Source organism: Arthrobacter sp. CP30 (assembly GCF_053470025.1).
In genome coordinates this window covers 35,480-61,318 of the sequence record NZ_JBQEMM010000014.1, presented here as the reverse complement: position 1 = coordinate 61,318, position 25,839 = coordinate 35,480, and the positions used below count along the sequence as shown (strand labels likewise).

The 25,839-nt window shown below is 70.5% G+C and carries 22 protein-coding genes and 2 tRNA genes; 8 read left to right on the top strand and 16 right to left on the bottom strand.

The window, feature by feature from the left end:
• Positions 1-14: 14 nt before the first annotated feature.
• Positions 15-1,130, top strand: coding sequence for a YeiH family protein (locus ACTIMO_RS15725; RefSeq protein WP_448182989.1), 1,116 nt, complete (start codon positions 15-17; stop codon positions 1,128-1,130).
• Between the two features lie 45 nt (positions 1,131-1,175).
• Here the strand turns inward: ACTIMO_RS15725 and ACTIMO_RS15720 are convergent, their stop codons facing one another.
• The 6 genes from ACTIMO_RS15720 to leuC all read right to left on the bottom strand — a co-directional run bounded on the left by ACTIMO_RS15720 (position 1,176) and on the right by leuC (position 7,887).
• Complete coding sequence (locus ACTIMO_RS15720; protein ID WP_422390018.1) at positions 1,176-2,312, bottom strand: D-alanine--D-alanine ligase family protein; 1,137 nt, start codon at positions 2,310-2,312, stop codon at positions 1,176-1,178.
• Complete coding sequence (locus ACTIMO_RS15715; RefSeq protein WP_235498918.1) at positions 2,309-3,316, bottom strand: NAD(P)H-dependent glycerol-3-phosphate dehydrogenase; 1,008 nt, start codon at positions 3,314-3,316, stop codon at positions 2,309-2,311. The genes ACTIMO_RS15720 and ACTIMO_RS15715 overlap by 4 nt, the downstream gene beginning before the upstream one ends.
• A 74-nt stretch (positions 3,317-3,390) precedes the next feature.
• Positions 3,391-4,185: a lysophospholipid acyltransferase family protein gene (locus ACTIMO_RS15710; protein WP_448182988.1), complete on the bottom strand. Its 795-nt coding sequence runs from the start codon at positions 4,183-4,185 to the stop codon at positions 3,391-3,393.
• Between the two features lie 13 nt (positions 4,186-4,198).
• On the bottom strand, positions 4,199-5,548 hold the full coding sequence (gene murA / locus ACTIMO_RS15705; protein ID WP_055770578.1) for a UDP-N-acetylglucosamine 1-carboxyvinyltransferase: 1,350 nt from the start codon (positions 5,546-5,548) through the stop codon (positions 4,199-4,201).
• Between the two features lie 256 nt (positions 5,549-5,804).
• Positions 5,805-6,404, bottom strand: coding sequence for a 3-isopropylmalate dehydratase small subunit (leuD, locus tag ACTIMO_RS15700; RefSeq protein WP_055770574.1), 600 nt, complete (start codon positions 6,402-6,404; stop codon positions 5,805-5,807).
• A 10-nt stretch (positions 6,405-6,414) separates the two neighbouring features.
• A complete protein-coding gene (leuC, locus tag ACTIMO_RS15695) occupies positions 6,415-7,887 on the bottom strand; it encodes a 3-isopropylmalate dehydratase large subunit (protein ID WP_422390021.1) in 1,473 nt (490 codons plus the stop codon).
• A gap of 158 nt (positions 7,888-8,045) precedes the next feature.
• Here leuC and ACTIMO_RS15690 point away from each other — a divergent pair, with 158 nt between their 5' ends.
• The 3 genes from ACTIMO_RS15690 (at position 8,046) to ACTIMO_RS15680 (ending at position 10,243) form a co-directional block, all read left to right on the top strand.
• Positions 8,046-8,765 (top strand): IclR family transcriptional regulator, encoded by a 720-nt coding sequence (locus tag ACTIMO_RS15690; RefSeq protein ID WP_448182987.1) that lies wholly within the window; start codon positions 8,046-8,048, stop codon positions 8,763-8,765.
• A gap of 1 nt (position 8,766) precedes the next feature.
• Positions 8,767-9,459 (top strand): DUF1697 domain-containing protein, encoded by a 693-nt coding sequence (locus ACTIMO_RS15685; protein ID WP_448182986.1) that lies wholly within the window; start codon positions 8,767-8,769, stop codon positions 9,457-9,459.
• 142 nt (positions 9,460-9,601) lie between these two features.
• Positions 9,602-10,243 carry an MBL fold metallo-hydrolase gene (locus ACTIMO_RS15680; protein ID WP_448182985.1) on the top strand — a complete coding sequence of 214 codons (642 nt, stop codon included), beginning with the start codon at positions 9,602-9,604 and terminating at the stop codon, positions 10,241-10,243.
• Positions 10,244-10,419: 176 nt separating this feature from the next.
• On the opposite strand, the gene ACTIMO_RS15675 is transcribed toward ACTIMO_RS15680, so the two are convergent.
• The 8 genes from ACTIMO_RS15675 to ACTIMO_RS15640 all read right to left on the bottom strand — a co-directional run bounded on the left by ACTIMO_RS15675 (position 10,420) and on the right by ACTIMO_RS15640 (position 18,076).
• Positions 10,420-12,327 carry a GTPase gene (locus ACTIMO_RS15675; protein ID WP_448182984.1) on the bottom strand — a complete coding sequence of 636 codons (1,908 nt, stop codon included), beginning with the start codon at positions 12,325-12,327 and terminating at the stop codon, positions 10,420-10,422.
• Positions 12,324-14,120: a dynamin family protein gene (locus ACTIMO_RS15670; RefSeq protein WP_448182983.1), complete on the bottom strand. Its 1,797-nt coding sequence runs from the start codon at positions 14,118-14,120 to the stop codon at positions 12,324-12,326. The genes ACTIMO_RS15675 and ACTIMO_RS15670 overlap by 4 nt, the downstream gene beginning before the upstream one ends.
• Positions 14,121-14,282: 162 nt before the next feature.
• Positions 14,283-14,355, bottom strand: a tRNA-Glu gene (locus tag ACTIMO_RS15665).
• A 67-nt stretch (positions 14,356-14,422) separates the two neighbouring features.
• A tRNA-Gln gene (locus ACTIMO_RS15660) sits at positions 14,423-14,494 on the bottom strand.
• 69 nt (positions 14,495-14,563) lie between these two features.
• Positions 14,564-15,337, bottom strand: coding sequence for an HAD family hydrolase (locus tag ACTIMO_RS15655; RefSeq protein WP_422390027.1), 774 nt, complete (start codon positions 15,335-15,337; stop codon positions 14,564-14,566).
• Positions 15,334-16,848, bottom strand: a complete 1,515-nt coding sequence (gene gltX / locus ACTIMO_RS15650; RefSeq protein ID WP_448182982.1) for a glutamate--tRNA ligase — start codon at positions 16,846-16,848, stop codon at positions 15,334-15,336. Before gltX ends, ACTIMO_RS15655 begins: the two co-directional genes overlap by 4 nt.
• Before the next feature lie 74 nt (positions 16,849-16,922).
• On the bottom strand, positions 16,923-17,696 hold the full coding sequence (locus ACTIMO_RS15645) for a fumarylacetoacetate hydrolase family protein (RefSeq protein WP_055770550.1): 774 nt from the start codon (positions 17,694-17,696) through the stop codon (positions 16,923-16,925).
• 239 nt (positions 17,697-17,935) lie between these two features.
• Positions 17,936-18,076 (bottom strand): hypothetical protein, encoded by a 141-nt coding sequence (locus tag ACTIMO_RS15640; RefSeq protein ID WP_157365851.1) that lies wholly within the window; start codon positions 18,074-18,076, stop codon positions 17,936-17,938.
• A gap of 239 nt (positions 18,077-18,315) precedes the next feature.
• Between ACTIMO_RS15640 and ACTIMO_RS15635 the strand changes: the two genes are divergently transcribed.
• Together ACTIMO_RS15635 and ACTIMO_RS15630 are read left to right on the top strand one after the other, a co-directional pair.
• The gene (locus ACTIMO_RS15635; RefSeq protein WP_055770547.1) at positions 18,316-19,323 is read left to right on the top strand and encodes a hypothetical protein; all 1,008 of its coding nucleotides are present in this window, start codon (positions 18,316-18,318) and stop codon (positions 19,321-19,323) included.
• Positions 19,324-19,847: 524 nt separating this feature from the next.
• Complete coding sequence (locus ACTIMO_RS15630) at positions 19,848-21,422, top strand: putative bifunctional diguanylate cyclase/phosphodiesterase (RefSeq protein ID WP_055770544.1); 1,575 nt, start codon at positions 19,848-19,850, stop codon at positions 21,420-21,422.
• Positions 21,423-21,479: 57 nt separating this feature from the next.
• Here the strand turns inward: ACTIMO_RS15630 and ACTIMO_RS15625 are convergent, their stop codons facing one another.
• The gene (locus ACTIMO_RS15625) at positions 21,480-22,586 is read right to left on the bottom strand and encodes a branched-chain amino acid aminotransferase (RefSeq protein WP_448182981.1); all 1,107 of its coding nucleotides are present in this window, start codon (positions 22,584-22,586) and stop codon (positions 21,480-21,482) included.
• A gap of 95 nt (positions 22,587-22,681) precedes the next feature.
• Positions 22,682-23,734: a 3-isopropylmalate dehydrogenase gene (locus ACTIMO_RS15620; RefSeq protein WP_055770538.1), complete on the bottom strand. Its 1,053-nt coding sequence runs from the start codon at positions 23,732-23,734 to the stop codon at positions 22,682-22,684.
• Between the two features lie 110 nt (positions 23,735-23,844).
• On the opposite strand from ACTIMO_RS15620, the gene ACTIMO_RS15615 reads away from it, so the two are divergent.
• The gene (locus tag ACTIMO_RS15615) at positions 23,845-25,050 is read left to right on the top strand and encodes a sensor histidine kinase (protein ID WP_448182980.1); all 1,206 of its coding nucleotides are present in this window, start codon (positions 23,845-23,847) and stop codon (positions 25,048-25,050) included.
• Positions 25,051-25,085: 35 nt separating this feature from the next.
• Positions 25,086-25,823 (top strand): response regulator, encoded by a 738-nt coding sequence (locus ACTIMO_RS15610; protein WP_448182979.1) that lies wholly within the window; start codon positions 25,086-25,088, stop codon positions 25,821-25,823.
• The last annotated feature ends 16 nt before the right edge of the window (positions 25,824-25,839 follow it).

Here is a 25,839-nt window from a genome sequence, read left to right as displayed (position 1 = left end):
GAAGGATCTGCCCCGTGGGAGATGCCAGCAGCACCCCACCCCGGGATCCACGGCGTCGGGCGTGGGTCCCGGGTCTCCTCGTCATGGCGGGCGGCGTTGCCATCACGCTGTTCCTCGCATCCCTCCAGACGCTCCTCGGGGCCCTCGTCATCGCGCTGCTCCTCGGGATGCTCCTCGGGAACTCCGGGCTGTACACGGCCTCCCTGCGCCCGGGGATCGGCGGAGGGACCAAGCGGCTCCTGCGCGCGGGCGTGGTGCTGCTCGGACTCCAGCTGGCCCTGCCCGACATCCTCGCTCTCGGGCCGCAGGTCATCCTGCTGATCGTCGCGTGCGTCGTCCTCAGCTTCTACGGAACCCTCTGGCTGGGGCGGCGCTTCGGACTGAGCCGCTCCGGATCCCTGCTCATGGCGGCCGGCTTCTCGATCTGCGGAGCGACGGCCGTCGCCGGGATGCAGGGCATCGTCGAGGCGGACGACGACGAGGTGGCCTCCGCCGTCGCGATGGTCACCCTCTACGGCTCCCTCATGATCATCGTCCTGCCCCTGGCGAACGCCGTGATCGGCCTCGATGCGACCCGCTTCGGGGTCTGGTCCGGGCTGGCCGTCCACGAGGTCGCGCAGGTCGTCGCGGTGGCGAGCACGGCGGGCACCGTGGCGCTGGCGTCGGCCACGGTGGTGAAGCTCGGTCGCGTCCTCATGCTCGCCCCGGTGGCCGCCATCGCCAGCATCGGTGAGCGACGTCGCTCCTCCGCAGGCCTGCACGCCGCCACGACCGAGGCCGGCACCGTGTGGCCGAACGCCTCGACGCCCGGTCCGACGACCGGCGGGAGGATGGTGGCGGGTTCCTCGGACACGGGCGCGGCCCGTCGCGCCACACCCGTGGTTCCGCTCTTCGTCGTCGGTTTCCTCGCGATGGTGGTCCTGCGATCGCTCGGGGTCCTCCCGCAGCCCGCCCTGGACATCGGCCGGACCGTCACGACCATCCTGCTCGCTGCGGGCATGTTCGGCCTGGGGGCGGGCATCGACCTGCGGAGACTGCTGCGCACCGGCGGGCGCTTCGCCGCCGTGGGTGCCGCGGCGACCACCCTGCTGGCGGGGCTGTCACTCCTGGGCGTCGTCGTCCTCACCTGAGGACCGACCCTTCACCGCGACGTCGGCGCAGCGTGCACCGCGACGTCAGCGCAGCCCGGTGCTCCGCTCCAGCGCCAGCCCGATCAGTTCGTCGATGAGCTCGGTGTAGCCGAGACCCGATTTCGCCCACATCTGCGGATACATGCTGATCGGCGTGAAGCCCGGCATGGTGTTGATCTCGTTGATGACCAGCCGACCGTCCGGCGTGTAGAAGAAGTCGACGCGTGAGAGCCCCTCGCCGCCGATCGCGTCGAACGCCTCCCCGGCGAGGACCCGGACGCGATCGATGACGTCGCCCGGGAGATCAGCCGGACAGGACAGTTCCGCGGCTGCACCGTCCACGTACTTTGCCTCGAAGTCGTACCACGCGTGATCGCCCGGCTGCATCGCGATCTCGCCGGGCAGGGACGTCCGGGGGCCGTCGAGGCCCCGGCCCTGCAGCACGGCGACCTCGATCTCGCGGCCCTCGATACCGGCCTCGATCACCACCTTGGGATCGAAGGCCCGCGCCTTCTCGATCGCGGCGCGGAGCCCGCCGGCGTCCTCGACCCGGCTGATGCCCATCGAGGAGCCCGCACGCGCCGGCTTGACGAACAGGGGGAAGCCGAGGGCGGCAGCCCGCTCGCAGGAGTCGTCGGGGGCGGTGCGCCACTGCCGGTCCGAGACCACGGCATAGGGACCCACCTCGAGGCCCGCGGCGGCGAACACCACCTTCATGAAGTGCTTGTCCATGCCGACCGCGGAGGCCAGCACCCCGGCTCCGACGTACCGCATGTCCGCCATCTCGAGCAGGCCCTGCAGGGTGCCGTCCTCGCCGAACGGGCCGTGGAGCAGGGGCAGCACCACGTCCACCCCGCCGAGGCTCTCGGGCACGGACCCGGGCGCGGCCACGAGGAGTTCCTGTCCCGCACCACCGTCGGCGGTACCCATCACCACGGCCTGCGCGGTCGCTGTCACCTCGGGCAGGACATCGGAACGAAGCGACCAGGCCGCAGGATCGGCCGAGACGAGCGACCACTGGCCGCTCTTCGCGATGCCCACGGGGATGACGTCGTAGCGGGAGCGGTCGATCGCCTCGAGGACACCCGCCGCGGTCACGCAGCTGACGGCGTGCTCGCTCGACCGGCCGCCGAACAGGACGAGGACGCGGGGCTTGGACGGGGCTGGAGTCTCGGTGGTCACGGTGCGTGATCGCCTTCCGGCTTGAGGTTGCGGGCCAGCAGCCGCGGCCCGAGGTCGTTGACGGAGAGGCGTCCCTGCAGCACGGCCACCACGCTCGCCGTGATGGGCATGTCGACACCGAGCTTCGTCGCGGAGTCGAGGACGGCATGCGCCGACTTGATGCCCTCCGCGGTCTGGTTCATGCGCACCGTCACCTGGTCGAGGGTCAGGCCCTGGCCGAGCAGGTGCCCGGCGGTGTGGTTGCGCGAGAGGGCGGAGGAGCACGTGGCGATGAGGTCGCCCATGCCCGCCAGTCCGGCCATGGTCTCGGGGCGCCCGCCCAGGGCGACGGCGAGGCGCGTGGTCTCGGCGAGGCCGCGCGTGATGACGGAGGCCTTGGTGTTGTCACCCATGCGGCGGCCCTCGCAGATGCCGACCGCCAGCGCGATCACGTTCTTGACGATGCCGCCGATCTCCACCCCGATCACGTCCGTTGAGGTGTACGGGCGGAAGTAGGAGGCCGTGCACGCGGCGGCGATCCAGGTCGCCGTGTCGTGGTCGGGGCACGCGACGACCGACGCCGTCGGCTCCTCCCGGGCGATCTCCATGGCCAGGTTCGGCCCGGACAGCACGGCGATCCGTTCGGCCGGCAGCGCGAGCTCCTCGGCGATCACCTCGCTCATGCGCGCGTCCGTGCCGACCTCGAGGCCCTTCATGAGGGATACGACGACGGCGTGGGACGGGATGAGGGGCCGCCAGGCGGGCAGCTGGGCGCGCAGCGTCTGCGCGGGGACGGCGAGGACCACGAGGTCGCTGTCCACGAGGACGGCGTCGATCTCCGCCGAGGCGGAGACGTTGCCCGGGAGCCGGGTGTCCCCGAGGTACCGCGAGTTGCGGTGGTGCACGGAGATCTCCTCCGCCACCTCCGGGCGTCTGGACCACAGCACGACGTCGGTGTCCGGAGCCGCATCGGCCAGCACCTTCGCGAAGGTGGTCCCCCAGCTCCCGGAGCCGAGGACGGCGATCTTCCGGGGGGCACCGTCGGGGCGTACCGCGACGGCGTGGTGGGCAGTACCGGGCGCGCCGGTCTCCGAATCGCTCACGATGCAGCTCCCGACTCTTCGGCGGACGGCGGATCCCCGGCGTTCCCGCCCGTCGCACCGATATCACGGCCGGTCGACGTCTGCTGCTTCGCGGCCGGATCCCAGCGCTCCGTGGGCGCCAGTTCACCGCGCAGCTCGGCGAGCAGCTCCGTGATCGCATCGAGGATGCGCTCCGTCGCGGCGTCGAGGGTGGTGCGGGTCAGCGGGGCACCTCGGAACTCGCTGAGGTCCACGGGTTCACCGACCAGGACGCGGGCACGCTTGCGTGGGACCAGGTGGAAGCGCCTGGCGTAGCGGGGGAAGACCTCGTGGGCCCCCCACTGGGCGATCGGCACGACGGGCGCCCCGGTCTGCAGGGCGAGCCGCGCCGCACCCGTCCGCCCCTTCATCGGCCACAGGTGGGGGTCCCTGGTCAGCGTGCCCTCGGGGTAGATGATGATGCCGCCGTTGTCCGCGAGCACCTCGCGCGCGGCCTCCAGCGATCGGTTGGCCCCGGCGGAGCTGCGCTCCACCGGCACCTGGCGGATGACGCGCAGGATGGACCCGATCACGGGCACGGAGAAGAGCGACGCCTTCGCCATGAAGTGCGGCATGACACCCTGGTTGTACAGGAAGTGGCCCACCACGATCGGATCGATCTCGGTCACGTGGTTCGGGCAGACGATCATGCCGGTCCCCCGGGGGAGCCGCTCCTGGCCCCGCCACTCCTTGGCCATCATGGCGTTCATGACCGGCCTCACCCAGGAGGCGAGGAAGGTGAACATGGCGCGCGAACCCCGTGGTTCCCCCATGTGCCCGAACCGCCTAGGAGACTGCCACGGCGTCAGCCGGGGCATCCTCCGTGATGTCGAAGTCGGCGCCGAGGCCCTCGAGCTTGTCCTGGAAGCGCTCGTACCCGCGGTTGATCAGCTCGATCCCGGTGACCCGGGAGACGCCGTCGGCCGCGAGCGCGGCGATGAGGTGGCTGAAGCCGCCGCGCAGGTCGGGGATGTCGATGTCGGCCCCGCGGAGCTGGGTGGGTCCGGAGATGACGGCGGAGTGGAGGAAGTTGCGCTGCCCGAACCGGCACGGCACGCTGCCGAGGCATTCGCGGTGCACCTGGATGTTCGCGCCCATCCGGATGAGGGCCTCCGTGAAGCCGAAGCGGTTCTCGTACACGGTCTCATGCACGATCGACACTCCCGCCGCCTGGGTCAGCGCGACGACGAGGGGCTGCTGCCAGTCGGTCATGAAGCCGGGGTGCACATCGGTCTCGAGGACCAGCGGCGAGAGCGGACCGCCCGGATGGTAGAAGCGGATGCCGTCGTCGTCGACGTCGAACGCGCCGCCGATCTTCCGGTAGGTGTTGAGGAAGGCCGTGAGGTCCAGCTGACGGGCGCCCTCGACATAGATGTCGCCCTGCGTCACGAGGGCGGCGGACGCCCAGGACGCGGTCTCGTTGCGGTCCGAGATGGCCTTGTGGTTGTAGCCGGTGAGCTCCTTGACGCCCTCGATGCGGATCACGCGGTCCGTCTGCACCGTGATGATCGCGCCCATCTTCTGCAGGACGGCGATGAGGTCCATGATCTCGGGCTCGACGGCGGCACCGGAGAGCTCGGTGATGCCGTCGGCGCGGATCGCGGTGAGGAGCACCTGCTCCGTCGCGCCGACGCTGGGGTACGGGAGCGTCAGCTTCGCGCCGTGGAGGCCCTTGGGAGCGGAGATGGAGATGCCACCGGGACGCTTGTCGACGACGGCGCCGAAGTTGCGGAGCACCTCGAGGTGGTAGTCGATGGGGCGGTCACCGATCTTGCAGCCGCCGAGATCGGGGATGAACGCCTCACCGATGCTGTGCATCAGTGGACCGCAGAAGAGGATGGGGATGCGCGAGTCACCGGCGTGGGCGTCGATGTCCTTGGAGCGGGCCATCTTCGCGTCGCTTGGGTCCATGGTGAGGTCCCCGGTCACGGGATCCTTGGTCACCTTCACGCCGTGCAGCTGCAGGAGGCTGGTGACGACATCGACGTCCTTGATCTCCGGCACGTTCCGGAGGACCGACGGCGTGTTGCCGAGGAGAGAGGCGACCATGGCCTTCGGGACGAGGTTCTTCGCACCGCGAACGGATACCTTGCCCCTCAACGGAATGCCGCCGCGAATGGTGAGAACGCTACCCATGGATACCTAGTTTCTTCATACGTTGAACCCCCGCGGACTCGAAAATGCCCGTTACAAGCATAGGAGCACCACGGAGCAGACAGAAATACAAGGGTACTTGGTGCACTCCCTGTTCGGTGAGAGCAACCGGTGAGGGTGCGTCGTCATTCCTGTCCGCCGGTCGGCGGCCCGTGATGCGCCCGGCACCCCGAGCCGACAGTCCGAGCCGGCGCAGCGACCCACGCCGCAGCCGCTGCCGCCGGGCGGGACGCGCCGCTCAGGAGCGCGCGGGCAGCGTCAGGGGCTTGTGGGCGGGGCGCCGGGCCTCGAAGGACGTGATGTGTTCCTCCTGCCGCAGGGTGAGCCCGATGTCGTCGAGGCCCTCGAGGAGCCGCCAGCGCGTGTAGTCGTCGAGCTGGAAGGGTGCGCTGACCGCGCCGCACTGGACGGTGCGGGCCTGGAGGTCCACGGTCACCGTGGTGCCCGGCTCGTTCTCCAGCACCTTCCAGATGAGTTCGATGTCGTCCTGGGCGACCTGCGCCGCGACGAGCCCCTGCTTGCCCGAGTTGCCCCGGAAGATGTCCGCGAACCGGGAGGAGAGCACGGCACGGAAGCCGTAGTCCTTCAGCGCCCAGACGGCGTGCTCGCGGGAGGACCCGGTGCCGAAGTCCGGGCCGGCGACGAGCACCGAGCCGCGCGTGTACGGCTCGCGGTTCAGGATGAACTCCCTGTCCTTGCGCCACTCGGCGAAGAGCGCATCCTCGAATCCGGTGCGGGTGATCCGCTTGAGGTACACCGCGGGGATGATCTGGTCGGTGTCGATGTTGCTCTGGCGCAGCGGCACGCCGATCCCGGTGTGCGTGGTGATCTTCTCCATGGAACGGCTCCTAGGCAGCAGGGACGGAGGACGGGGTCGTGACGTGGACACCGGTGCCGCCGGGTAGCGGGCCGAGGTCCGACGGCGAACTCAGGGTGCCTCGGACGGCCGTCGCAGCGGCGACGACGGGCGAGACGAGGTGCGTGCGCCCACCCTTGCCCTGGCGTCCTTCGAAGTTGCGGTTCGAGGTCGAGGCGCAGCGCTCCCCCGGGGCGAGCTGGTCGGGGTTCATCCCCAGGCACATCGAGCACCCGGCGAAGCGCCATTCTGCGCCGAAGTCCTTGAAGACGCGGTCCAGCCCCTCGGCCTCCGCCTGCAGGCGGACGCGGGCCGAACCCGGCACCACCATCATCCGGATCGCAGGATCCTTCTCGCGTCCCCGGATGATGTCAGCGGCGATCCGGAGATCCTCGATCCGGCTGTTGGTGCAGGAGCCGAGGAAGACGGTGTCCACGCGGATGTCCTTCATGGCCGTTCCGGGCTCCAGGGCCATGTACTCCAGGGCCCTGCTGCAGGCGGCCCTGTCGTTCTCGTCGGCGAAGTCCTCCGGTGCCGGGACGGACTGCGAGAGCGAGACGCCCTGGCCCGGGTTGGTGCCCCACGTGACGAAGGGCTCGAGATCGTTCGCGTCGAGGAACACCTCGGCGTCGAAGACGGCGTCGTCGTCCGTGCGCAGTTCTCGCCAGTCGGCGACGGCGGCGTCCCAGTCCGCGCCCTGCGGTGCGTGCGGCCGCCCCTTCAGGTAGTCGAAGGTGGTTTCGTCCGGCGCCACCATCCCGGCACGGGCTCCCGCCTCGATGGACATGTTGCAGATGGTCATGCGCGCTTCCATGGACAGCGACCGGATGGCGGAGCCGCGGTACTCGAGCACGTAGCCCTGGCCGCCGCCCGTGCCGATCTTCGCGATGACCGCGAGAATGATGTCCTTCGAGGTGACACCCGGCTTCAGCGTCCCCTCGACCGTGATGCCCATCGTCCGGAACGGCTTCAGGGACAGCGTCTGGGTGGCCATGACGTGCTCCACCTCCGAGGTGCCGATGCCCATGGCGAGGGCACCGAAGGCCCCGTGCGTGGAGGTGTGCGAATCACCGCAGACGACGGTGAGGCCCGGCTGGGTCAGGCCGAGCTGCGGACCCACCACATGGACGATGCCCTGCTCGGCGTCGCCCAGCGAGTGCAGGCGGACGCCGAACTCGCGGCAGTTGGCCCGCAGGGTGTCGATCTGGGTGCGGCTCGTGAGATCGGCGATCGGCTTGTCGATGTCGATCGTCGGCGTGTTGTGGTCCTCGGTGGCGATCGTCAGGTCTGGACGTCGCAGCGGTCGCCCGGCGAGGCGGAGGCCCTCGAAGGCCTGCGGGGAGGTCACCTCGTGCACGAGGTGCAGGTCGATGTAGAGGAGGTCGGGCTGGGCCTCGGCGCCGACCACGTCACCCTTGCGGACCACGTGCGCGTCCCAGACCTTCTCTGCCAGTGTCTTGCCCATGACGGTCGTCCTCACTCTGTTCCTCGATGTCTCCCCGGGCTGTTCCCCGAACGTGTTGGTCGCAAGGGGGCCCCGGTGCCACCCACTCAACCAGCGCCGGCGGGTCAGGGCCAGCCGGACGGCTTGCGTCTCAGATAATGAGACGGCAATATCATCCTATGGACAATTCTAGCGGCGTCGGCGTCATCGACAAGGCCGCGCTCGTACTCGACGCCCTCGAAGCCGGACCCACGACGCTCGCCCAGCTGGTGTCCTCGACGGGCCTCGCACGGCCGACGGTCCACCGTCTCGCGCTGGCCCTCACCCACCACCGGCTCGTGGGCCGTGACATGCAGGGCCGCTTCGTCCTCGGCAGCAGGCTCGTCGAGCTGGCGTCGGCAGCCGGTGAGGACCGCCTGATCGCCGCCGCGGGGCCGGTGCTGCTGGGTCTCCGCGACGCGACCGGGGAGAGCGCGCAGCTCTTCCGGCGGCAGGGCGACTGGCGCGTCTGCGTCGCCTCCGCCGAGCGGCCGGTGGGCCTGCGGGACACCATCCCCGTCGGCACACAGCTGTCCATGCGCGCCGGGTCGGCGGCCCAGTGCCTGTTGGCCTGGGAGGACCACGACCGCCTCCTCAAGGGCCTGCAGAACGCCCGCTTCACGCCGACGGTCCTGGCCGGGGTCCGACGCCGGGGCTGGGCACAGAGCCTCGGCGAGCGGGAGGCCGGCGTCGCCTCGGTGTCCGCGCCGGTCAGGGGACCCTCCGGCCGGGTCATCGCCGCCGTCTCGATCTCGGGACCCATGGAACGGCTGACGCGGCAGCCCGGCCGGATCCATGCGGAAGTCGTCTCCGATGCCGCCCGGCAACTCACCCTGGCCGTGGGCAAGGCCGCCGACTGACATGGCCGCCGAGACACCAGCGGACTCCCCGCGGCAGGACACGGCCCCTCCTCTGCCGGCCCCCGGCCTCGGGAGCGACGGCACGGCGCCGGCTTCCGGGACGGACCTCCCGGGTGGGACGGCGCCGTCCCACCGTTACGCCGTCTTCCTGCGGGGCGTCAATGTCGGCGGGATCACCCTGCGGATGGCGGATCTGCGGGAACTCCTCGCCGGGTTGCCGCTCCGGGACGTGGCGACGGTCCTCGCGAGCGGCAATGCCACCTGTACCTCGGATCTCGACCCGCAGGCGTTGAGGACGGCCGTCCAGGACGCCCTGCGCCGCCGCTTCGCGTACGAGGCGTGGGTCGTCGTCGTCGAGCACGGCGACCTGGTGACCCTGGCGGCATCCGCGCCGGTGGGGGCCGCCGACCCCGGAGGCGATCGGACGGCTCGTGCCGCGACTCCCGATCAGCACACGTACGTGACCTTCTTCACCGACCCTGCCGAGCGCGACGCACTCCTCGCGGAGGCGCGCGATCTCGCCGACCGCCCCGTCCTCCTCGAGGGCGCTCCCGCGGTTGCCTGGTGCTCGCCGAAGGGCAGCTCCACCGACGTCCCCCTCGCCAGGATCCTGGCGCTGTCCCGCTACGCCGCCGTCTCGACCACCCGCAACATCAACACCGTGCACAGGGTCCTCCGGCTGCTCGACGCGTGACGGGACGCCCGGACGCACCGGGTCGACGAGGAGCGGCACAATGGGACCTGTCGCCGGAGGGCCGGGCGGCGTCCGGATGTACGAGCCGGCGCGCGGATCCCTCCGCCCGCGCCGACCCCGGAGAACCAGCAGAAGGACAGACATGCGCCTCATCGCCCAGGATTGCTACCGCCTCGAACACCAGAAGGGGTCGCACGGTTTCGTCGTCGCAGGCGCGGGACGCGCTGCCGTCATCGACCCGGGGATGACGTCAGGGTTCGACGGCGTCCTCGCGGAGCTGCGCGCCAACGAGGAGATGACGGGCCGCATCACCGATATCGTCCTGACCCACTACGACGTCGACCACGCACAGGTGGCCGCCAAGCTCCAGGCGGCCCTCGGAGCGACCGTGTGGATCGGTGCGGCGGACGCCGACGTGCTCCGCGGACGGCTGGCGCCGAAGACCCTGTTCCGGAAGCTCCTGCAGAGGATCGCCCGCGTGACACTCCCGGAGGGTGCCCGGGAGCTCGACGGCTGCGGCGAGATCTTCTCGGGCCTGGAGTACCTGCCGGCGCCGGGTCACACACCCGGCCACTACGCCTACCAGTGGCGTGGGGTCCTGTTCACCGGCGATGCGGCACTGGTCGGAGCGGACGGCACGCTCCGCGACTTCTACGCCCCGCTGATCAACGACCGGGCGGTCGCCGCCCGCACCGTGCAGCTCCTCGCCGAACGGATCCGCACGAGGTCGGTCGAGTGGGTCTGCTCCGGCCACAGCCCGATCGCCCGCACCGCGTCCTCCTGATACCGGGGGCGCGCTGGTCTTCGGCGCGCGTCCCGACCGGCCGGTTCCACTGGTCGTCCTCACCGGCCGACCCCACCGGCCGACCCCACCCCCTCTCCCCACCCGCTGTCCCCAGCGCCGGTTCTCAGCGCCGGTTCTCAGCGCCGGTTCTCAGCGCCGGTTCTCAGCGCCGGTTCTCAGCGGCCGGACAAGGCGGCCCGCACTGCGGAACCGAAGGCGTTGCACCGCTGCACCTCCCCGGCGACGGGGAGCAGCACCACGTCGTCGGCCACGCGTGAACAGGCTGCGAGGAGTCGCCGGCGCACGCGGGAGGCGCGCCGGGCTGCACCCCAGCGCGCCAGGAGTGCGGCCAGGACCGCGAGCAGGAGTCCCGCGGCGAGTCCCCCGAGGATGAGCAGGGTGGGGACGGGGAAGCCCTCGACGCGCGGGACGTCGATGGCGGGCAGCTGGAGGAACCCCAGGACGGCGAGCACCCCGAGCCAGGCCAGGCCGGCGACGAGGGCCGCGAAGGCCACCCACTGGAGGACCCCGAAGACGCTCCACCAGGCTCGCCGGCCGCTCTCCAGGTCCGTGCCGGTGACGGCAGAATCGAGGTCGTCGGTGACGTGGTCCGCGGTGCCGCGGGCCGCATCGCGGATGGACGTACGCCACGGCTCGACGGCGTCCCCCGCCGCTGCATCCCCGAAGACCCGCAGTGCGTGGTCGACGCGCGCGCGCTGTGCCGGCTGCGCGAACGGCAGCGAGGACGTCCGCAGCTCGGGTGCGAGGTCGCGGGACCGGAGGTTCAGGCGGCGCAGCGGATCGGGGCGTAGCCCGGCGATCCAGCGGGTCACGGGCCAGCCGGCAGTGGCGTGGGCGTCACGGCGATAGGAGCTGCGCACGGCGTCCACCACGACCTGCACGCCGGCTGCCGTTCCGAGTTCGTCGCCCAGTGCCTCCCGCGCTGCCTCCGACGGCGGCCGGATCGGCTGATCGGGGGCGAAGGGCACGAGCTCGGCGGCGGATCGGGCGGCATCGGCGGCCATCCTGCGTGTCGCTGCGGCGCGGGTCTCCGCGAGCGCACGGATCTGGTCCGCCAGGACATCGATGCCGAGCCCTGTCCTGGCCGAGACCGGCACCACCACGACATTCCGCAGCCCCTCGCCGGCGAGGATGGCCGAGAGGGACGCGGTGACGGCCCCGACGTCCTCCGGGTCGAGGCGGTCCACCTGGTTGAGCGCCACCAGGGTCACCGCCTCATGGGTGGCGAGGTCGCGGAGGAAGTCGTGGTGCAAGGCGGCGTCCGCGTACTTCTGCGGATCCACGACCCACAGCAGGACGTCCACCTGCCCGGTCAGGCGGGCCACGACTCCTCGGTGCGCGAGGGCGGTGGAGTCGAAGTCCGGCAGATCGAGCAGGATCAGCCCCGGAATGCTGTCCGACGGCTCGGCAGGTGGCGCCGGTGGCGCCGTGCGGACGGTCGACCGCGCAGCCGGACGGCGCCGCAGCCGGCGCAGGAAGCCCCTGCGGGGGGCACCATCCGCGCCGCCGGAATCCCGTCGTGCCGCCTTCGTCCCGATCGCGCGCGCGCCACTGTCCGCGCCACCGGTCGCACGGGTACCTGCATCGGAGGAGGGCTGATCGCGGTCGCCGTGGTTGCGGACAGCAGCGCCGGCCCCGACGTCGTCGTGCCCGTCGTCGATCGCGGCCCCCGGGACCAGCGGCGTCCCCTCGGGTAGTTCCACCCGCTGCCGCACATCGAGCCAGTCGAGCAGTTCGTCGCTGCCGTGCCGCCCCCAGACGAGGGCCAGGGGTTCCGACGTCGTCGGGCGACGGGCGGCCACGCGGGCCGCAGCCGTGCCGCTCAGCGCGTTCACCAGGGAGGACTTCCCGCTGCCGGTCGGACCGAACACCCCGACGACGGTGTGGTCGGCGGACAGCGAGCGGCGCACGCCGGCCCGGTCCAGGGCGACGGAGAGCCGCTGGAGGTGGTCCTCCGGCAATCGGTCCAGACCGAGCTCGTACGCGTCCTGCAGGTGGTCCAGGACGACGGTGAGCGTCGTGGCGAGCGGCGCCTCCACCGCGGTATTTCCGTGCCGGCTCACGCCTCACCCTCCGCCGACGGGTACTGCCCTGCGGGCAACGCCGTGCGCAGCCTGCGCGTGAGCACCCGGAGGGATTCCGCCGGGGTCTGGTGCGTCAGGGGCGCCAGCGACGCCTCGAAGGGAGCGCGCTCCTCGCGGAACAGTCCCTCGACACGGGCGGCGAGGTTCGTGCGCGCCGTCGCCGTGAGGCGCCGGACGGCGTCGTCGCCGAAGACGGCCTCGAGCAGCTTCTGTCCGGCGATGGCCGAGGCGCCCGCGATCCCGAGCTCACCGCCGGTCAATCCACCGGTCGAGGCGAAGACCACCACCATGAGGGCGACGGCGATCCCGTTGACGCCGAAGGAGAGCATCCTCGCCGTGAAGCGCTTGTCCGCGCCCTCCGCCTGGACCAGGCGGAGGAGGTCCTGCTGCCAGGCGCGGATCTCGCGCGCCACCTGCACGCCGACGTCGTCCGCACGCCACGGAGGGACATCCCGCAGCAGTGTGGCACCGGCCTGGTCCGAGCGCCACCGCCGTCGCGTGGCCTCGTCCGCCCGGGCCGCCTGCTCCGTGATGACGGTCTGCAGACCGCTGCCGATCGCCTCGGCGACCGTCGAGGCGGGCGCGGGCCTGCCGGTGAAGAAGGCCGTCACACGGTCCCGTGCGCGGCCGATCCTCGTCTCCAGGCCACGCATGAACTCACCGGTCCCGACGAAGTCCTGCCAGCGGGCCAGGACCTCCCCGCGGAGCAGCCTGCCGTCCTCGGTCGCAGCGAGGACGTCGGCGAGCGCATCGCGGTACGCGGCATCCAGCGACGCCCGGAGGGAGTCCCCCACCGCCTGTTCCTGCAGGACCGCGTCCGCGATGGCATCCATCCGTCCGGCGAGGGCGCGCATGGCTCCCCCGACGGTCCTTCGGGCGATGTCGCGGCGGCCCTCCGCGTCGGCGGCCAGGGCCTGCAGCCAGCGGGAGATCGGCTCCACCGTCTCCGGCGGGAGCATCCGTGTCGCGTCGAGCCGCACCTCGGGCACGACGAAGATGGGGGCATGACCGAGGTTCTCTGCCGCGAGCAGGGTGAGGAGGTCACCACGGATCTCCTCCTCCACACCGCTCGGTACGCGGTCGAGCACGACGGCCACGAGCACGTCCCTCCGTCCCGCCTCCGCCAGCAGCTTCCACGGCACGGCATCCGCATAGCGGTTCGCCGTCGTGACGAAGATCCACAGGTCCGCTGCGGCGAGGAGCTGCCCCGCGAGCCGGCGGTTCTCATCGGCGATGGAATCGACGTCGGGGGCGTCGAGCAGCGCGAGTCCTGCGGGGAGGCCGGGCATGGGCCGCAGGAGCAGGGTGTCCGCCCCCGTGGCCCGGTGGAGCTGTGCGCGGCCCGGATCGATGGCCGGGCTTCCTTCCTGCAGGCCGTCGTCGGCGGCCAGGCGTACCCGGCTCAGGGTCGGCAGGATCCGTGCGTCGTCGAACCACGCGCCATCGTCGGGATGGTGGAGGAGCAGTGGCTGCCGCGTGGTCGGCCGGACGGCGCCCGTGACGGAGACCGGTCGGCCCACGAGCGCGTTCACCAGCGTGGACTTCCCCGCACCGGTCGATCCCCCCACCACGGCGACCAGGGGTGCATCGAGGCTGGCGAGCCGAGGCAGGATGTAGTCGTTCAGCTGGGCACGAGCGGCGGCGGCGGAGGATCGCGCCCCGACCGAGGTCGGCAGGTCCAGGGGGAAGGTGAGCTCCTCCAGTGCTCCACGGACCTCCCGGAGGAGGGCTGGGAGCCCGCGGGCGTCGCCGGAGGGAGAGGGTGCGCTCATGGACCCATCATGCCAGCCGCCCCCAGGGCCGGCTGGAGCAGGGCGCCCGGCCATCGGACATCCGCCCGCTGTCTCCCCCGGCGCGCGGTTGTGGTTAAAGCAGAACGTCCCGGGCATCGTGATGATGTCCGGGACGTTCCGTGATGTCCGTGAGGACTGCTGTGACCCCAGCGGGATTCGAACCCGCGTTACCGCCGTGAGAGGGCAGCGTACTAGGCCGCTATACGATGGGGCCAGTACTTTTCCATCTTACTCGAACTTCTGACTGCTTGTGCCATCCTGCCCGCGAGGGCCGGAGTGCGCTGGGGTACCAGGACTCGAACCTAGAATGTTGGTACCAGAAACCAGTGTGTTGCCAATTACACCATACCCCAATGGCACTTCTCGAAGCCCTGAACCTGCCGGGTTTCGCTCGCGTAACCGCTCCGCGCCGAGATATAACTTTACCGGACGGAGGGCAGGAACTGCAAAACGGACGCCAGCCCGCTGATCCACGGCACGGGGAGTTCGGGTCCGTCGGGCGCATCGGGGACTCCCGTACCGGTCCCCGATCGGTCCAGCCAGATCCCGCGCAGCCCGGCGTGCTGAGCGCCGACGGCGTCGATGAGCCGGTTGTCGCCCACGTACAGCGTCCGTGCGGGATCCGTGCCCAGCAGGCGCGCGCCTTCGAGGTAGATCGCCGGATCCGGCTTCGCGACGCCGACCGTGTCGATGCCGACGAGGACCCGGATCCGTTCGAGCCCCGCGCGGTCCAGCTTCGCCCGCTGGTAGCCGTGCACGTTGTTGCTCACGGCACCGTAGGGGATGACCCTGGCGTCCAGGGCGTCGAGGAGGGGCGCCACGTCGTCGTACGGCCTGAAGTGCAGCGGGAGCGTCTGCTCGTACGCCCGCACCCACGCGTCGGCCATCCGCCCGAGGAAGGGCTCGGGCGTGAACCCGGCCCGGGCATGGCGCACGCGGTGCACGCGCTGCTCCTCGAACGTCAGCTCGCCGGCCAGGAAGCGGTCGTAGTGGCGCTGCGGGTCCGTGGTGTACAGGGCCTTGTAGCGGACCCAGTCGTCGTCGCCGAGGTGGTCGAGCGCCGGATCGGGGATGGCCTGCAGGGTCTGCCCCATGGCCCGCTCGAGATCGACCAGCGTGTCGTCGATGTCGAAGAGGACGCCGTGCACCGGCGCAGGCCCAGGGCCCTGCCCGCCGCGGGGAGCGGACGTCGTCACGCCTGCTGGACCGTCGCCTGCAGGGCGCGCACGCGGGCTATCGAGGACTCGCGTCCGAGGATCACCATCGATTCGAACAGCGGCGGCGAGATCCTGCGCCCCGAGATCGCGGTGCGCACCGGACCGAACGCGACCCTCGGCTTCAGCCCGAGGGAGTCGACGAGGGCGGTCCGCAACGCTGCCTGCAGTGGCTCCGCCTGCCACTCGGCGCACCCCTCGAGGGCCTCCAGCGTCGCGCCGAGCACCTCGCCCAGGTTCTCCGGCAGCCCCTTCCGCGCATCATCGGCGATGTCGATCGCGTCGTCGGCCTTGAAGAGGAAGGCGAGCATCTCGGGTGCCTCACCGAGCAGCGTGATGCGTTCCTGGATCAGTGGCGCGGCGGCCGCGATGATCCTCAGCTCCTGATCCGTCGGTTCGGCACCGATGACGCCGGCCGCTGCCAGATACGGCAGGAGGCGGCTCCGGAACTCGGCGGGATCGAGCAGGCGGACGTGCGTTCCGTTGATGGCCTCGGCCTTCTTCAGGTCGAAGCGGGCCGGGTTGGCGAGGACGTCGCGTACGTCGAACTTCTCGACGAGCTGCTCCACGGAGAAGATGTCCTCGTCGGCGGACAGGCTCCAGCCGAGCAGCGAGAGGTAGTTGAGCAGCCCTTCGCGGATGAAGCCGCGCTCTCGGTGCAGGAACAGGTTCGACTCGGGATCGCGCTTGGAGAGCTTCTTGTTGCCCTGGCCCATGACATAGGGAAGATGTCCGAACAGCGGCATGTACTGCGCCACCCCGACGTCGATCAGGGCACGGTACAGGGCGACCTGGCGTGGGGTCGAGGAGAGCAGGTCCTCGCCGCGCAGGACATGGGTGATGCCCATGAGGGCGTCATCCACGGGATTGACCAGCGTGTAGAGGGGCGCGCCGTTGGCGCGGACGACGGCGAAGTCCGGGACGCTGCCGGCACGGAAGGTGATCTCCCCGCGCACGAGGTCGGTGAAGGTGATGTCCTCGTCCGGCATGCGGAGTCTGAGGACAGCAGGACGGCCGGCCGCACGGAATCCGTCCTTCTGCTCCTCGGTGAGGTCGCGGTCGTGGTTGTCGTACCCGAGCTTCACGTCTCGGCCGGCGGCGCGGTGGCGCGCCTCGACCTCCTCCGGGGTGGAGAAGGATTCGTAGAGATGCCCTGCTGCGGTCAGCCGCTCGATGACGTCGCGGTAGAGCTCGCCGCGCTGCGACTGGCGGTAGGGTCCGTTCGGACCGCCGACCTCGACGCCCTCGTCCCAGTCGATGCCGAGCCAGGTCATCGCCTCCAGCAGCTGCTGGTAGCTCTCCTCGCTGTCGCGCGCAGCGTCGGTGTCCTCGATGCGGAAGACGAGCGTGCCGCCCGTGTGCCGCGCGTAAGCCCAGTTGAAGAGGGCCGTCCGGATGAGACCCACGTGGGGCGTCCCCGTCGGCGACGGGCAGAATCGGACCCTGACGGGCGTGGCATCGGTGACGGTGGGGAGGTCTGCGGCAGTAGTCATGATGGTCCCAGTCTAGGCGGGACCTCCCGTCGCGGATGCGTCGTCGGGCCGGTTGGGCGCGACGACGCGGCCCGTCAGCGGCGCGCCGGGTTGGACAGCCGGCCGATGCCCTCGATGTCGACGTCGAACCTCTGGCCGTCCGTGATCATGCCGACGCCGGCGGGGGTTCCGGTGAGGATGATGTCACCGGGCAGGAGGGTGAAGGCCTGGGAGACGTAGGCCACGAGCTCGCGTGCCCCCCAGATCATGTCGCTCGTGGAACCGTCCTGGCGGAGGTCGCCGTCGAGGGTGCCGCGCACGGTGAGGTTCTCGGGATCGAGCTCCGTCTCGATCCAGGGACCGATGGGGCACGAGGTGTCGAAGCCCTTGGCCCGGGCCCACTGGTCGTCCGTCTTCTGCACGTCGCGCGCCGTCAGGTCGTTCGCGCAGGTGTAGCCGAAGACGACGTCGTCGACGCGTTCGAGCGGGACGTCCTTGCAGATCCGGCCGATGACGACCGCGAGCTCGGCCTCGTAGGAGATCTGGTCCGAGAACGACGGCAGCATGATGGGATCGCCGGGGCCGATCACGGAGGTGTTCGGCTTGAGGAACATCAGCGGCGCGGCCGGTGTCTCGCTCCCCATCTCCTGGATGTGGTCGGCGTAGTTCCGTCCGATGCCCACGACCTTGCTCCGCGGGATCACCGGTGCCAGCAGCCGGACGTCCTCGAGCGCATGGCGGGCACCCGTGAGCTGGACGCCGCTGTAGAAGGGGTCGCCCTGGATGACGGCGACCTCCTCGTTGCCGGCGGAACCGTCCACCACACCGAACATGGGATCGTCGTCGACGACAAAACGTGCAATTCGCATGCCGCCAGCCTAGCCTGAGCCATCGCCACGGGCCGTGCGGCGGGTACCGCCGAGCGTGCTCCACGGTTCATCCACGATGTTAACGCCCGGTCGACGACACCCTGCGCGCGTCGTCGACCGGGCGTTAAAAGGCGATACCGCGGGCACTCCCTCCCCACAAGAGGGTGCCCGCGGTATCAGGTCTACTCTGCAGACTCGCTCCGCTGTCCGATGAGGATCAGGGGAAAGAGCGAGTGTGCTCAGTAGGGCCAGTAGTTGACGCGGTCGGTCGACGAAACGGGGGCAACGGCACCCGACTTGGCGGGGGCGGCCGTGGCGACCGCCGCGGTGCCGGAGACGAGGAACACGGAGAGCATGAGGGCGGAAACGAGGCGCTTCATAGTGGACATCCTTCGGGGGATAACAGTGGTTGAAGCAGGTGCCTGCGGTACCACAGCCTGCTATGAAAACATCGTAAGCCACTCCAGTCACTTTGGTAACAGTTCTTGCGTCAAAACTGCCCTTTTCCTTGGTTTCGATGATTTGGCGACGAAAAGGAACCAATATGGTGGTCACAGGTGGAAGAAATCGACGGCGGGGGTCAATCGTGGCGTTGCAGGACGGCCGGAGTGAACAGCTCATGATCGAACTCCAGGCGCGGGAGGCCTGGAACCAGCGCGATTATGCAACCGCCCAAAGTCTCGCAGGCCATGCAGCGGCCCTTGCACGGACGATCGGCGACGAGACGAGTTGGTGGAATGCCACATTCCTCATCGCCGAGGCCTTGAGGAAACAGGGCCTGATGCAGGATTCCACCGAGATCGCCGAGGGCCTCGAGAGCCATCCCCTGACGGTCGGGTCCCAGGCCCTGAGCGCCAAGGTCGCCACCCTGAAATCCTTCGCCCTGCAGGGCAGCGGCAACCTCGGATCAGCGGTCGAGGCAGCAACCCGCGCGGTCGAGCTCGCGCGGGCGGCGCCCGACGGCCGCGCCATCGAGATCGAGGCCCAGAACGCGCTCATCGCCGCCCTCGCCGACAGTGACAAGCTGGAGGAGGCATGGCAGGAGTGCCAGCGCCTGGCCGACCTGCTGTCCGCAGAGCCGAGCAGTCAGACGACCGGGCTGGGGTACTGGGCGATCGGGAACGTCGCCTTCCTCCAGCGCCACATCAGCGAGGCCGTGTCCTACCACCAGCTCGCTGCCCGGGACCTCTCCCCCAGCAATGATCTGGCCCTGTGGGCCCGCTTCAACCTCGGGTCCGCACAGTTCAGGATGGATGCGGGCCTGACCGGACCCGAGACGCTCGAGTGCATCGAACGGGCCGAGATGGCGGGGTCGATCGTCGGCGGCACCGAACGTGACCGGCTCGAGTTGAGCCTGAGTCGTGCCCAGTGGCTCGTCCTGACCGGGCAATCAGACCTGGCGATCGACCGGCTGACGGCGATCGTCGATCACAAGGATCTTCTGGCCTTCCACATCGCCGCCCAGGCCCATCTCCTCATGGGGCAGGCCTTCCTGGCCACCGGCGCGAGAGCCGAAGCGATCGGGAACCTCGAAGTCAGCGAGGGGCTGTTCCTGCAGTCCGGTGCCGCAGACCGCGCGGCGACCGCCCGCGGTCTGCTCCAGGGCATGGACGCCGCCCTGGGCTGAGCGGACGCTCCCACCGTGCCCGCGGACGTCAAGGACCGATCACGGGCGTCCTCGGTGGCTCATCCTGCGGGCCGTGCCGTACAGTTCTTCTCAGGCCCTGGTCGGGCTGGGCGTTTTCCCCCATTACTCCCACCCCGGCCGGGGCTCCTGCGTGTGCGGACGTGGCTGTCGGACGGCGGACCGGAAGCACCGTCCCCCGGCAGGGACGCGCCCCCTCGCTGCCGATACCCGGGCCTACCGGAGATGTCCCTCCCCGGTGCTAGGGTTTCTCCGTCGGCCGTCCTCTCCGGGGCGCCGATGCCGGTCGCCGACCACCGCTCCGGGCGGTGCGGCGCCGCAGCGTGATTCCACGCGGATCCGTGATCCGTTCGACGGCGACAACTTCGGGGGTAGGGCGCCATGCCACAGGCTTCATCGCTCCGCACCCGAGCCCCACGGACCGCCGGGACGACCGCGAATCCGCCGTCAGGGCGCCGTCGTCCGGCCGAGCCGTTCCCGGCCCCCCGGAATGTACGCTGGTCCCGATGAACGCCGACCACAAGGACCCCCGGCTCGCCATGCTGGTCGAGAGCATCGTCCGGCTCTCGCGGGGCGAACTCAGCAGCCGTATCGAACCCTCGCACGCACGTGACGAGGTCGACGCCGTCATCACCGGGGTGAACCTCCTCGCCGAGGAGCTCGAGCAGGTGTACGAGCAGTTCGAGAAGCGCGTGGAGAGCCGCACCGCGATGCTGCGCCAGGCACATCTCGACATGATGAAGATGGCCATGTCGGACGCCCTGACGGGTCTGGCCAACCGGGTGGCCCTCATGGACGCCATCGAGGAAGCGCTCGGCCAGGCGGCGAACGGCGCGCCCCCTCCGGCCCTCCTCCTGCTGGACCTCGACAGCTTCAAGAACGTCAACGACCGCTTCGGCCACGACGCGGGCGACCGCGTGCTCCAGGAGGTCGCCACGCGGCTCAACGGCGTGGTGCGCGAGAGCGACCTGGTGGCCAGGCTCGGTGGCGACGAGTTCGCCGTCCTGCTGCCCGCGGCCACCATGGACATCGCCATGCAAGTGGCCCGCAGGGCGCTCGCAGTGCTCGGGGAGCAGATCCGGCTCGACTCCCTCTACGTCCACTCCCGCGCCAGCATCGGGGTGCGGCTCGGGACGGCCGGCCAGACCGCCGAGGAACTCCTCCTGGACGCCGATACCGCCATGTACGCCGCGAAGCGGGAGGGCAGGAGCATCATCAAGGTGTTCGAGCCCGTCATGCTCTACTCCCGGCAGCTGCGCAGCCAGATGGCGACGGAGCTGCGCGGGGCGATCAGCGCCGACGAGCTCGTGCTCCACTACCAGCCCGTCGTCGAACTCGCGACGAACCGCATCCTCGGCGTCGAGGTCCTCGTGCGCTGGCAGCATCCGCTGCGCGGGCTCATCCCGCCCGACACGTTCATCCCCCTCGCCGAGGAGATCGGGGTCATCCACGATCTCGACCGCTGGGTCATGTCGGCGTCCCTGCGGCAGCTCGCCCGGTGGCGCGAGGACTTCGACCTCGACCCGGACTTCCAGCTGCGGGTCAATTTGTCCGCCGTCGAACTCAAGCAGCTGGACCTCGTAGATCACATCCGCACCCTGCTCCGCGAACTGCACCTGCCGGCGCGCAACCTGGTCGTCGAGATCACCGAGACGGCGATCGTCACGCGCGGTGAGGTGGAGATGTACTCGCTGCTGAGCCTCCAGCAGCTCGGCGTCGGCATCGAGATCGACGATTTCGGCACGGGCTACTCGTCCATCAGCTACCTGCGTGAGTTACCGGTCAGCATGGTCAAGGTGGATCGCTCCCTGCTCGTCGAACTGAACACCAGGGCGGGTCAGCTGGATTTCGTCGCCGCGATCCTGCAGCTCATCCGTGCGGCCGGGCTCGAGGCCGTGTTCGAGGGCATCGAGACGCGGGAACAGGCGGACCAGCTGCGGGCCATGGGCTGTGCCAGCGGCCAGGGCTACTACTTCAGCCGGCCCCTCCCCGCGGACGAGGCCGGGACGCTGCTCGCCTCGACCCACTACCTCCGCCTCGGCGAAGGCGTCGAGGGCGCGGGGAGCACGCCCGCGCGCTGACGCAGCGGGCCCGCGTCCGCCCCTCCCTGACAGAGGGGCGGACGGGCGGAACGGGCCTCAGACCAGGCGGGTCAGCCAGCCGTGGGTGTCCTCGACGGCGCCGGTCTGGATGCCGAGGAGCTGGCTCCGGATGGCCATGGTCACCTCGCCCGCCTGTGCGTTCTCGGCCCCGATGAACTCGTCGCCGTCGCGCAGGCGACCGATCGGCGTGATGACCGCGGCCGTGCCGCACGCGAAGACCTCCGTGATGTCGCCGCTCTCCACACCCGTACGCCACTCGTCCAGCGTGATGGTCCGCTCGGTGACCTCGGCCCCGCGGTCGCGCCCGAGCTGGATCACCGAGGACCGGGTGACGCCCTCGAGGATGGTGCCGGAGAGTGCCGGGGTCACCATGGAGCCGTCCCGGTAGACGAAGAAGACATTCATCCCGCCCAGTTCCTCGACGGCGTTGTCGTTGAACTGGTCGAGGAAGAGCACCTGCTTGCAGCCGTGGGCCTCGGCCTCGAGCTGCGCCGCGAGCGAGGAGGCGTAGTTTCCACCTGCCTTCGCCGCACCCGTACCGCCGCGTCCTGCCCGCGCGTAGTTGCGGGAGACCCAGATGTCCACGGGCTTCACCTCGCCGCCGAAGTAGTTGCCGGCCGGGGACGCGATGACCCGGTAGGAGACCTCGCGGGCGGGCCGCACGCCGAGGAACGCCTCGGTGGCGATCATGAAGGGACGCAGGTAGAGGCTCTCGCCGTCGCCGGAGGGGATCCAGTCCTGGTCGGCACCGACGAGCTGGCGCAGCGACTCCAGGAAGAGCTCCTCGGGGAGCTGCGGCAGGGCCAGGCGGATGGCGGACCGGTTGAGCCGTGCGGCGTTGGCGTCCGCACGGAAGGTCCAGATGGAGCCGTCCGCGTGGCGGTAGGCCTTCATGCCCTCGAAGATCTCCTGGCCGTAGTGCAGCACGGCCGCGGCGGGATCCAGGGCGATCGGACCGTACGGCTCGAGCCGCGCGTCGTGCCAGCCGCCCGCACCGGACCCGTCGGTGCGGAAGTCGACGATCGCCGTGTGGTCGGTGAAGAAGTTCCCGAAGCCGGGATCGGCCAGGATCGCCGCCCGCTCCTCCGCGGGGACACGCTGCGTGGACAGGTGCTGGGCGAACTGGGTATCGGTGGCTGTCATGGTTCCTCCGCGCTCACGCGGGCTGCTCGCGGCAGGGCCGCTATCGCCCGTCGGTGGTCAGTGCTCCGGCACTGGGTTAATGATGTCTAACCACCTTAGGACACGGCAGCGGCAATGGCATCGCCGACGGCGGCCGTGCTGCGGGCGCCGGTGCGGGCGGCGATGTCCGCCTCGACGGCCGCCTCGACCGTTGCCGCAAGTGCATCCAGGCCGAGATGCCGGAGCAGCAGGGCGGCCGAGAGGATCGCCGCCGTGGGATCGGCGACCTGGCGCCCGGCGATGTCGGGCGCCGACCCGTGGACCGGCTCGAACATCGAGGGCGCGGTCCGGTCCATGTTCAGGTTCGCGGAGGCCGCCAGCCCGATACCCCCGGACACCGCGGCGGCGAGGTCCGTGACGATGTCGCCGAACAGGTTGTCCGTGACGATCACGTCGAAGCGCGCGGGATCGGTGACGAGGAAGATCATCGCCGCGTCCACGTGGAGGTAGTCGTGGGTCACCTCGGGGAACTCCGCGGCCACGGCCTCGACGGTGCGCTTCCAGAGGTGGCCCGCGTAGACGAGCACGTTGTGCTTGTGGACGAGGGTGAGCTTCCTGCGGCGGACGGACGCGCGGGCGAAGGCGTCCCGTACCACCCGCTCGACCCCGTGGGCGGTGTTGAGCGACACCTCGGTGGCGACCTCCTGCGGCGTCCCGCCCCGCAGTGTCCCCCCGTTGCCGGTGTAGGGACCCTCGGTACCCTCACGGACGACGACGAAATCGATGGTCCCGGGATCGGCCAGCGGACTCGGCACACCCGGGTACAGGCGGGAGGGCCGGAGATTGACGAAGTGGTCGAGCGAGAAGCGGAGCTTCAGCAGGAACTCGCGCTCGATGAGTCCCGAGGGGATACGGGTGTCACCGGGAGCCGCCCCGACCGCGCCGAAGAGGATGGCGTCGTGCGTCCGGAGCCGCTCGAGCGTGCTGTCGGGGAGGGTCTCCCCCGTCGCGAGCCAGTGCTCCGCGCCGAGCGAGTACTCGGTGAGTGCGAGATCGACGTCGTCACCCGTCACGGCGCGCAGCACCTTCACGGCCTCGGCGGTCACTTCGGGTCCGATCCCGTCGCCGGGGATCACGGCGAGGTCGATACGGCGCGGGGCATCAGTCATGGCTCCAGCGTAGGAAGGCACCGGGGAGCGTCACAATCCGTCCGCAGGATGAGACGGCTCCACCCGTGGTCGGATGTGCGGCAGGGGACGCCCACCTAGAGTTGGTCACCATGGACATCCACCTGAGGCTCGCGCGTTGGGTTCGCTTGCACCCGGGGAGGATCGATGCGGGCCTGGCCCTGGCCATCTTCGTGGGCCTGGTGCTCCCCTTCGCGGCCGGGGGCGTCGAGGGATACGGCGGGATCGTCGTCGTGTCCGCAGCCCTGGTGGTCCCGCTGGCCTGGCGCCGCGCGTTCGTGGTTCCCTCGGCGGCGGTCGTCGCCGGTGTCTCCGTGCTCCAGCTCCTCACGGGGACCGAGCCCGTGCCGGCACAGTTCGTCATCCTGATCACGCTCTACACGCTCGCGGCCCACGGCCCGCGGTGGTCGAGCCTCGCCGGGCTGGTCGTCGCGGTCGCCGGGTGCGCCGTCGGACTCGTACGGTTCGGGGATCTCCTCGGCGTGAGCGGCGGGAGTTCGGTGCTCACCACCGTCCCCCTGTTCCTCATCCTGCTGTTCTTCGTCGAGTCGCTCGTGCTCCTGGCGTGGACGAGCGGCGACCTCGCGCGGTCACGCCGCCTCACCTTCCAGGCGCTCGAGGACAGGACGCGGAGGCTGGAGGTGGAGCGCCAGCAGGAGCGCGATCTCGCCGCGGCGGACGAACGGACGCACATCGCCCGCGAGATGCACGACATCGTGGCGCATTCGCTGTCCGTGATCATCACGCAGGCCGACGGCGCCCGGTACGCGAGCGCGCACGCACCGGAACTCGCGGTGCAGACGCTGGGCACCATCGCCGACACGGGCCGTGGATCCCTCCGGGAGATGAGGCGCCTGCTCGGGGTGCTGCGTGGTGACGAGAGCGCCTCGACCCGGCCCCTGCCCACCCTGAACGACATCGATGCGCTCATCCAGTCGGTCCGCCGGGCGGGCGTCCGCGTCTCCTGCCGCCGGATCGGCACGCCGCGCCGGGAACTCCCCCTCGGTGCCGAACTGACGGCCTACCGCGTGGTGCAGGAGGCCCTGACGAACGTGCTGAAGCATGCCGGGGCGGACACCAGCACGGAGGTCGCGCTCGAGTACGGGCCGAAGGGCCTGACCGTCACGGTCGACGACGACGGTCGCGGTGCCGCACCGGACCCCGGCACGGCAGGAGCGGGTCAGGGCATCACGGGGATGACAGAGCGGGTGCGCCTCTACGACGGCACGGTCGTGGCCGCTCCGCGCACCGGGGGCGGCTACCGCGTCGAGGCCTTCATCCCCTACACACAGTCATAGGTCTTCCTTCACCCATGGACCCGAGGAGTACCGGCATGGACAGCAGGCACGCACCGGCGGACGCGGACGTTCCCGCGCCGATCCGCATCGTGATCGTCGACGACCAGCACCTGGTCCGCAGCGGCTTCGCGATGCTCATCAACTCGCAGCCGGACCTGACCGTGGTCAGCGAGGCCGCCAACGGCGAGGAGGCCGTGCGCGCGCTCGCGGCCACGAGGGCCGACGTCGTCATGATGGACGTCCGGATGCCCGGCATGGACGGGATCGAGGCAACGCGCCGCATCCTCATGGCACATGCCGGGATGACCCCGGACGGACACGGGCGGGATGCCGGGCCGCGCATCGTCGTGCTGACGACTTTCGACCTCGACGAGCACGCGCTGTCCGCGATCCACGCCGGAGCCAGCGGGTTCCTCCTGAAGGACGCGCCGCCCGAGGAGCTCCTCGAAGCCATCCGCACCGTGCACCGCGGCGACGCCGTGATCGCGCCCTCGACCACCCGGCGCCTCCTCGACCACGTGGCACCGTTGCTGCGCCGGCCCTCCCCCGAACAATCCGCCCACGCCGCCGCCGTGGCACGCCTCACCGCGCGCGAGCGCGAGGTCTTCGAGCTGATCGCCCAGGGACTCTCGAATCCGGAGATCGCGGCCCGGCTGTTCCTCTCCGAGGCGACCGTCAAGACCCATGTGGGGCACATCCTCGCGAAGCTCGAGGCACGCGACCGCGTGCAGGCCGTCGTCATGGCCTACGAGACGGGCATCGTCCGTCCCTGACGGCGCACCCTGGTGC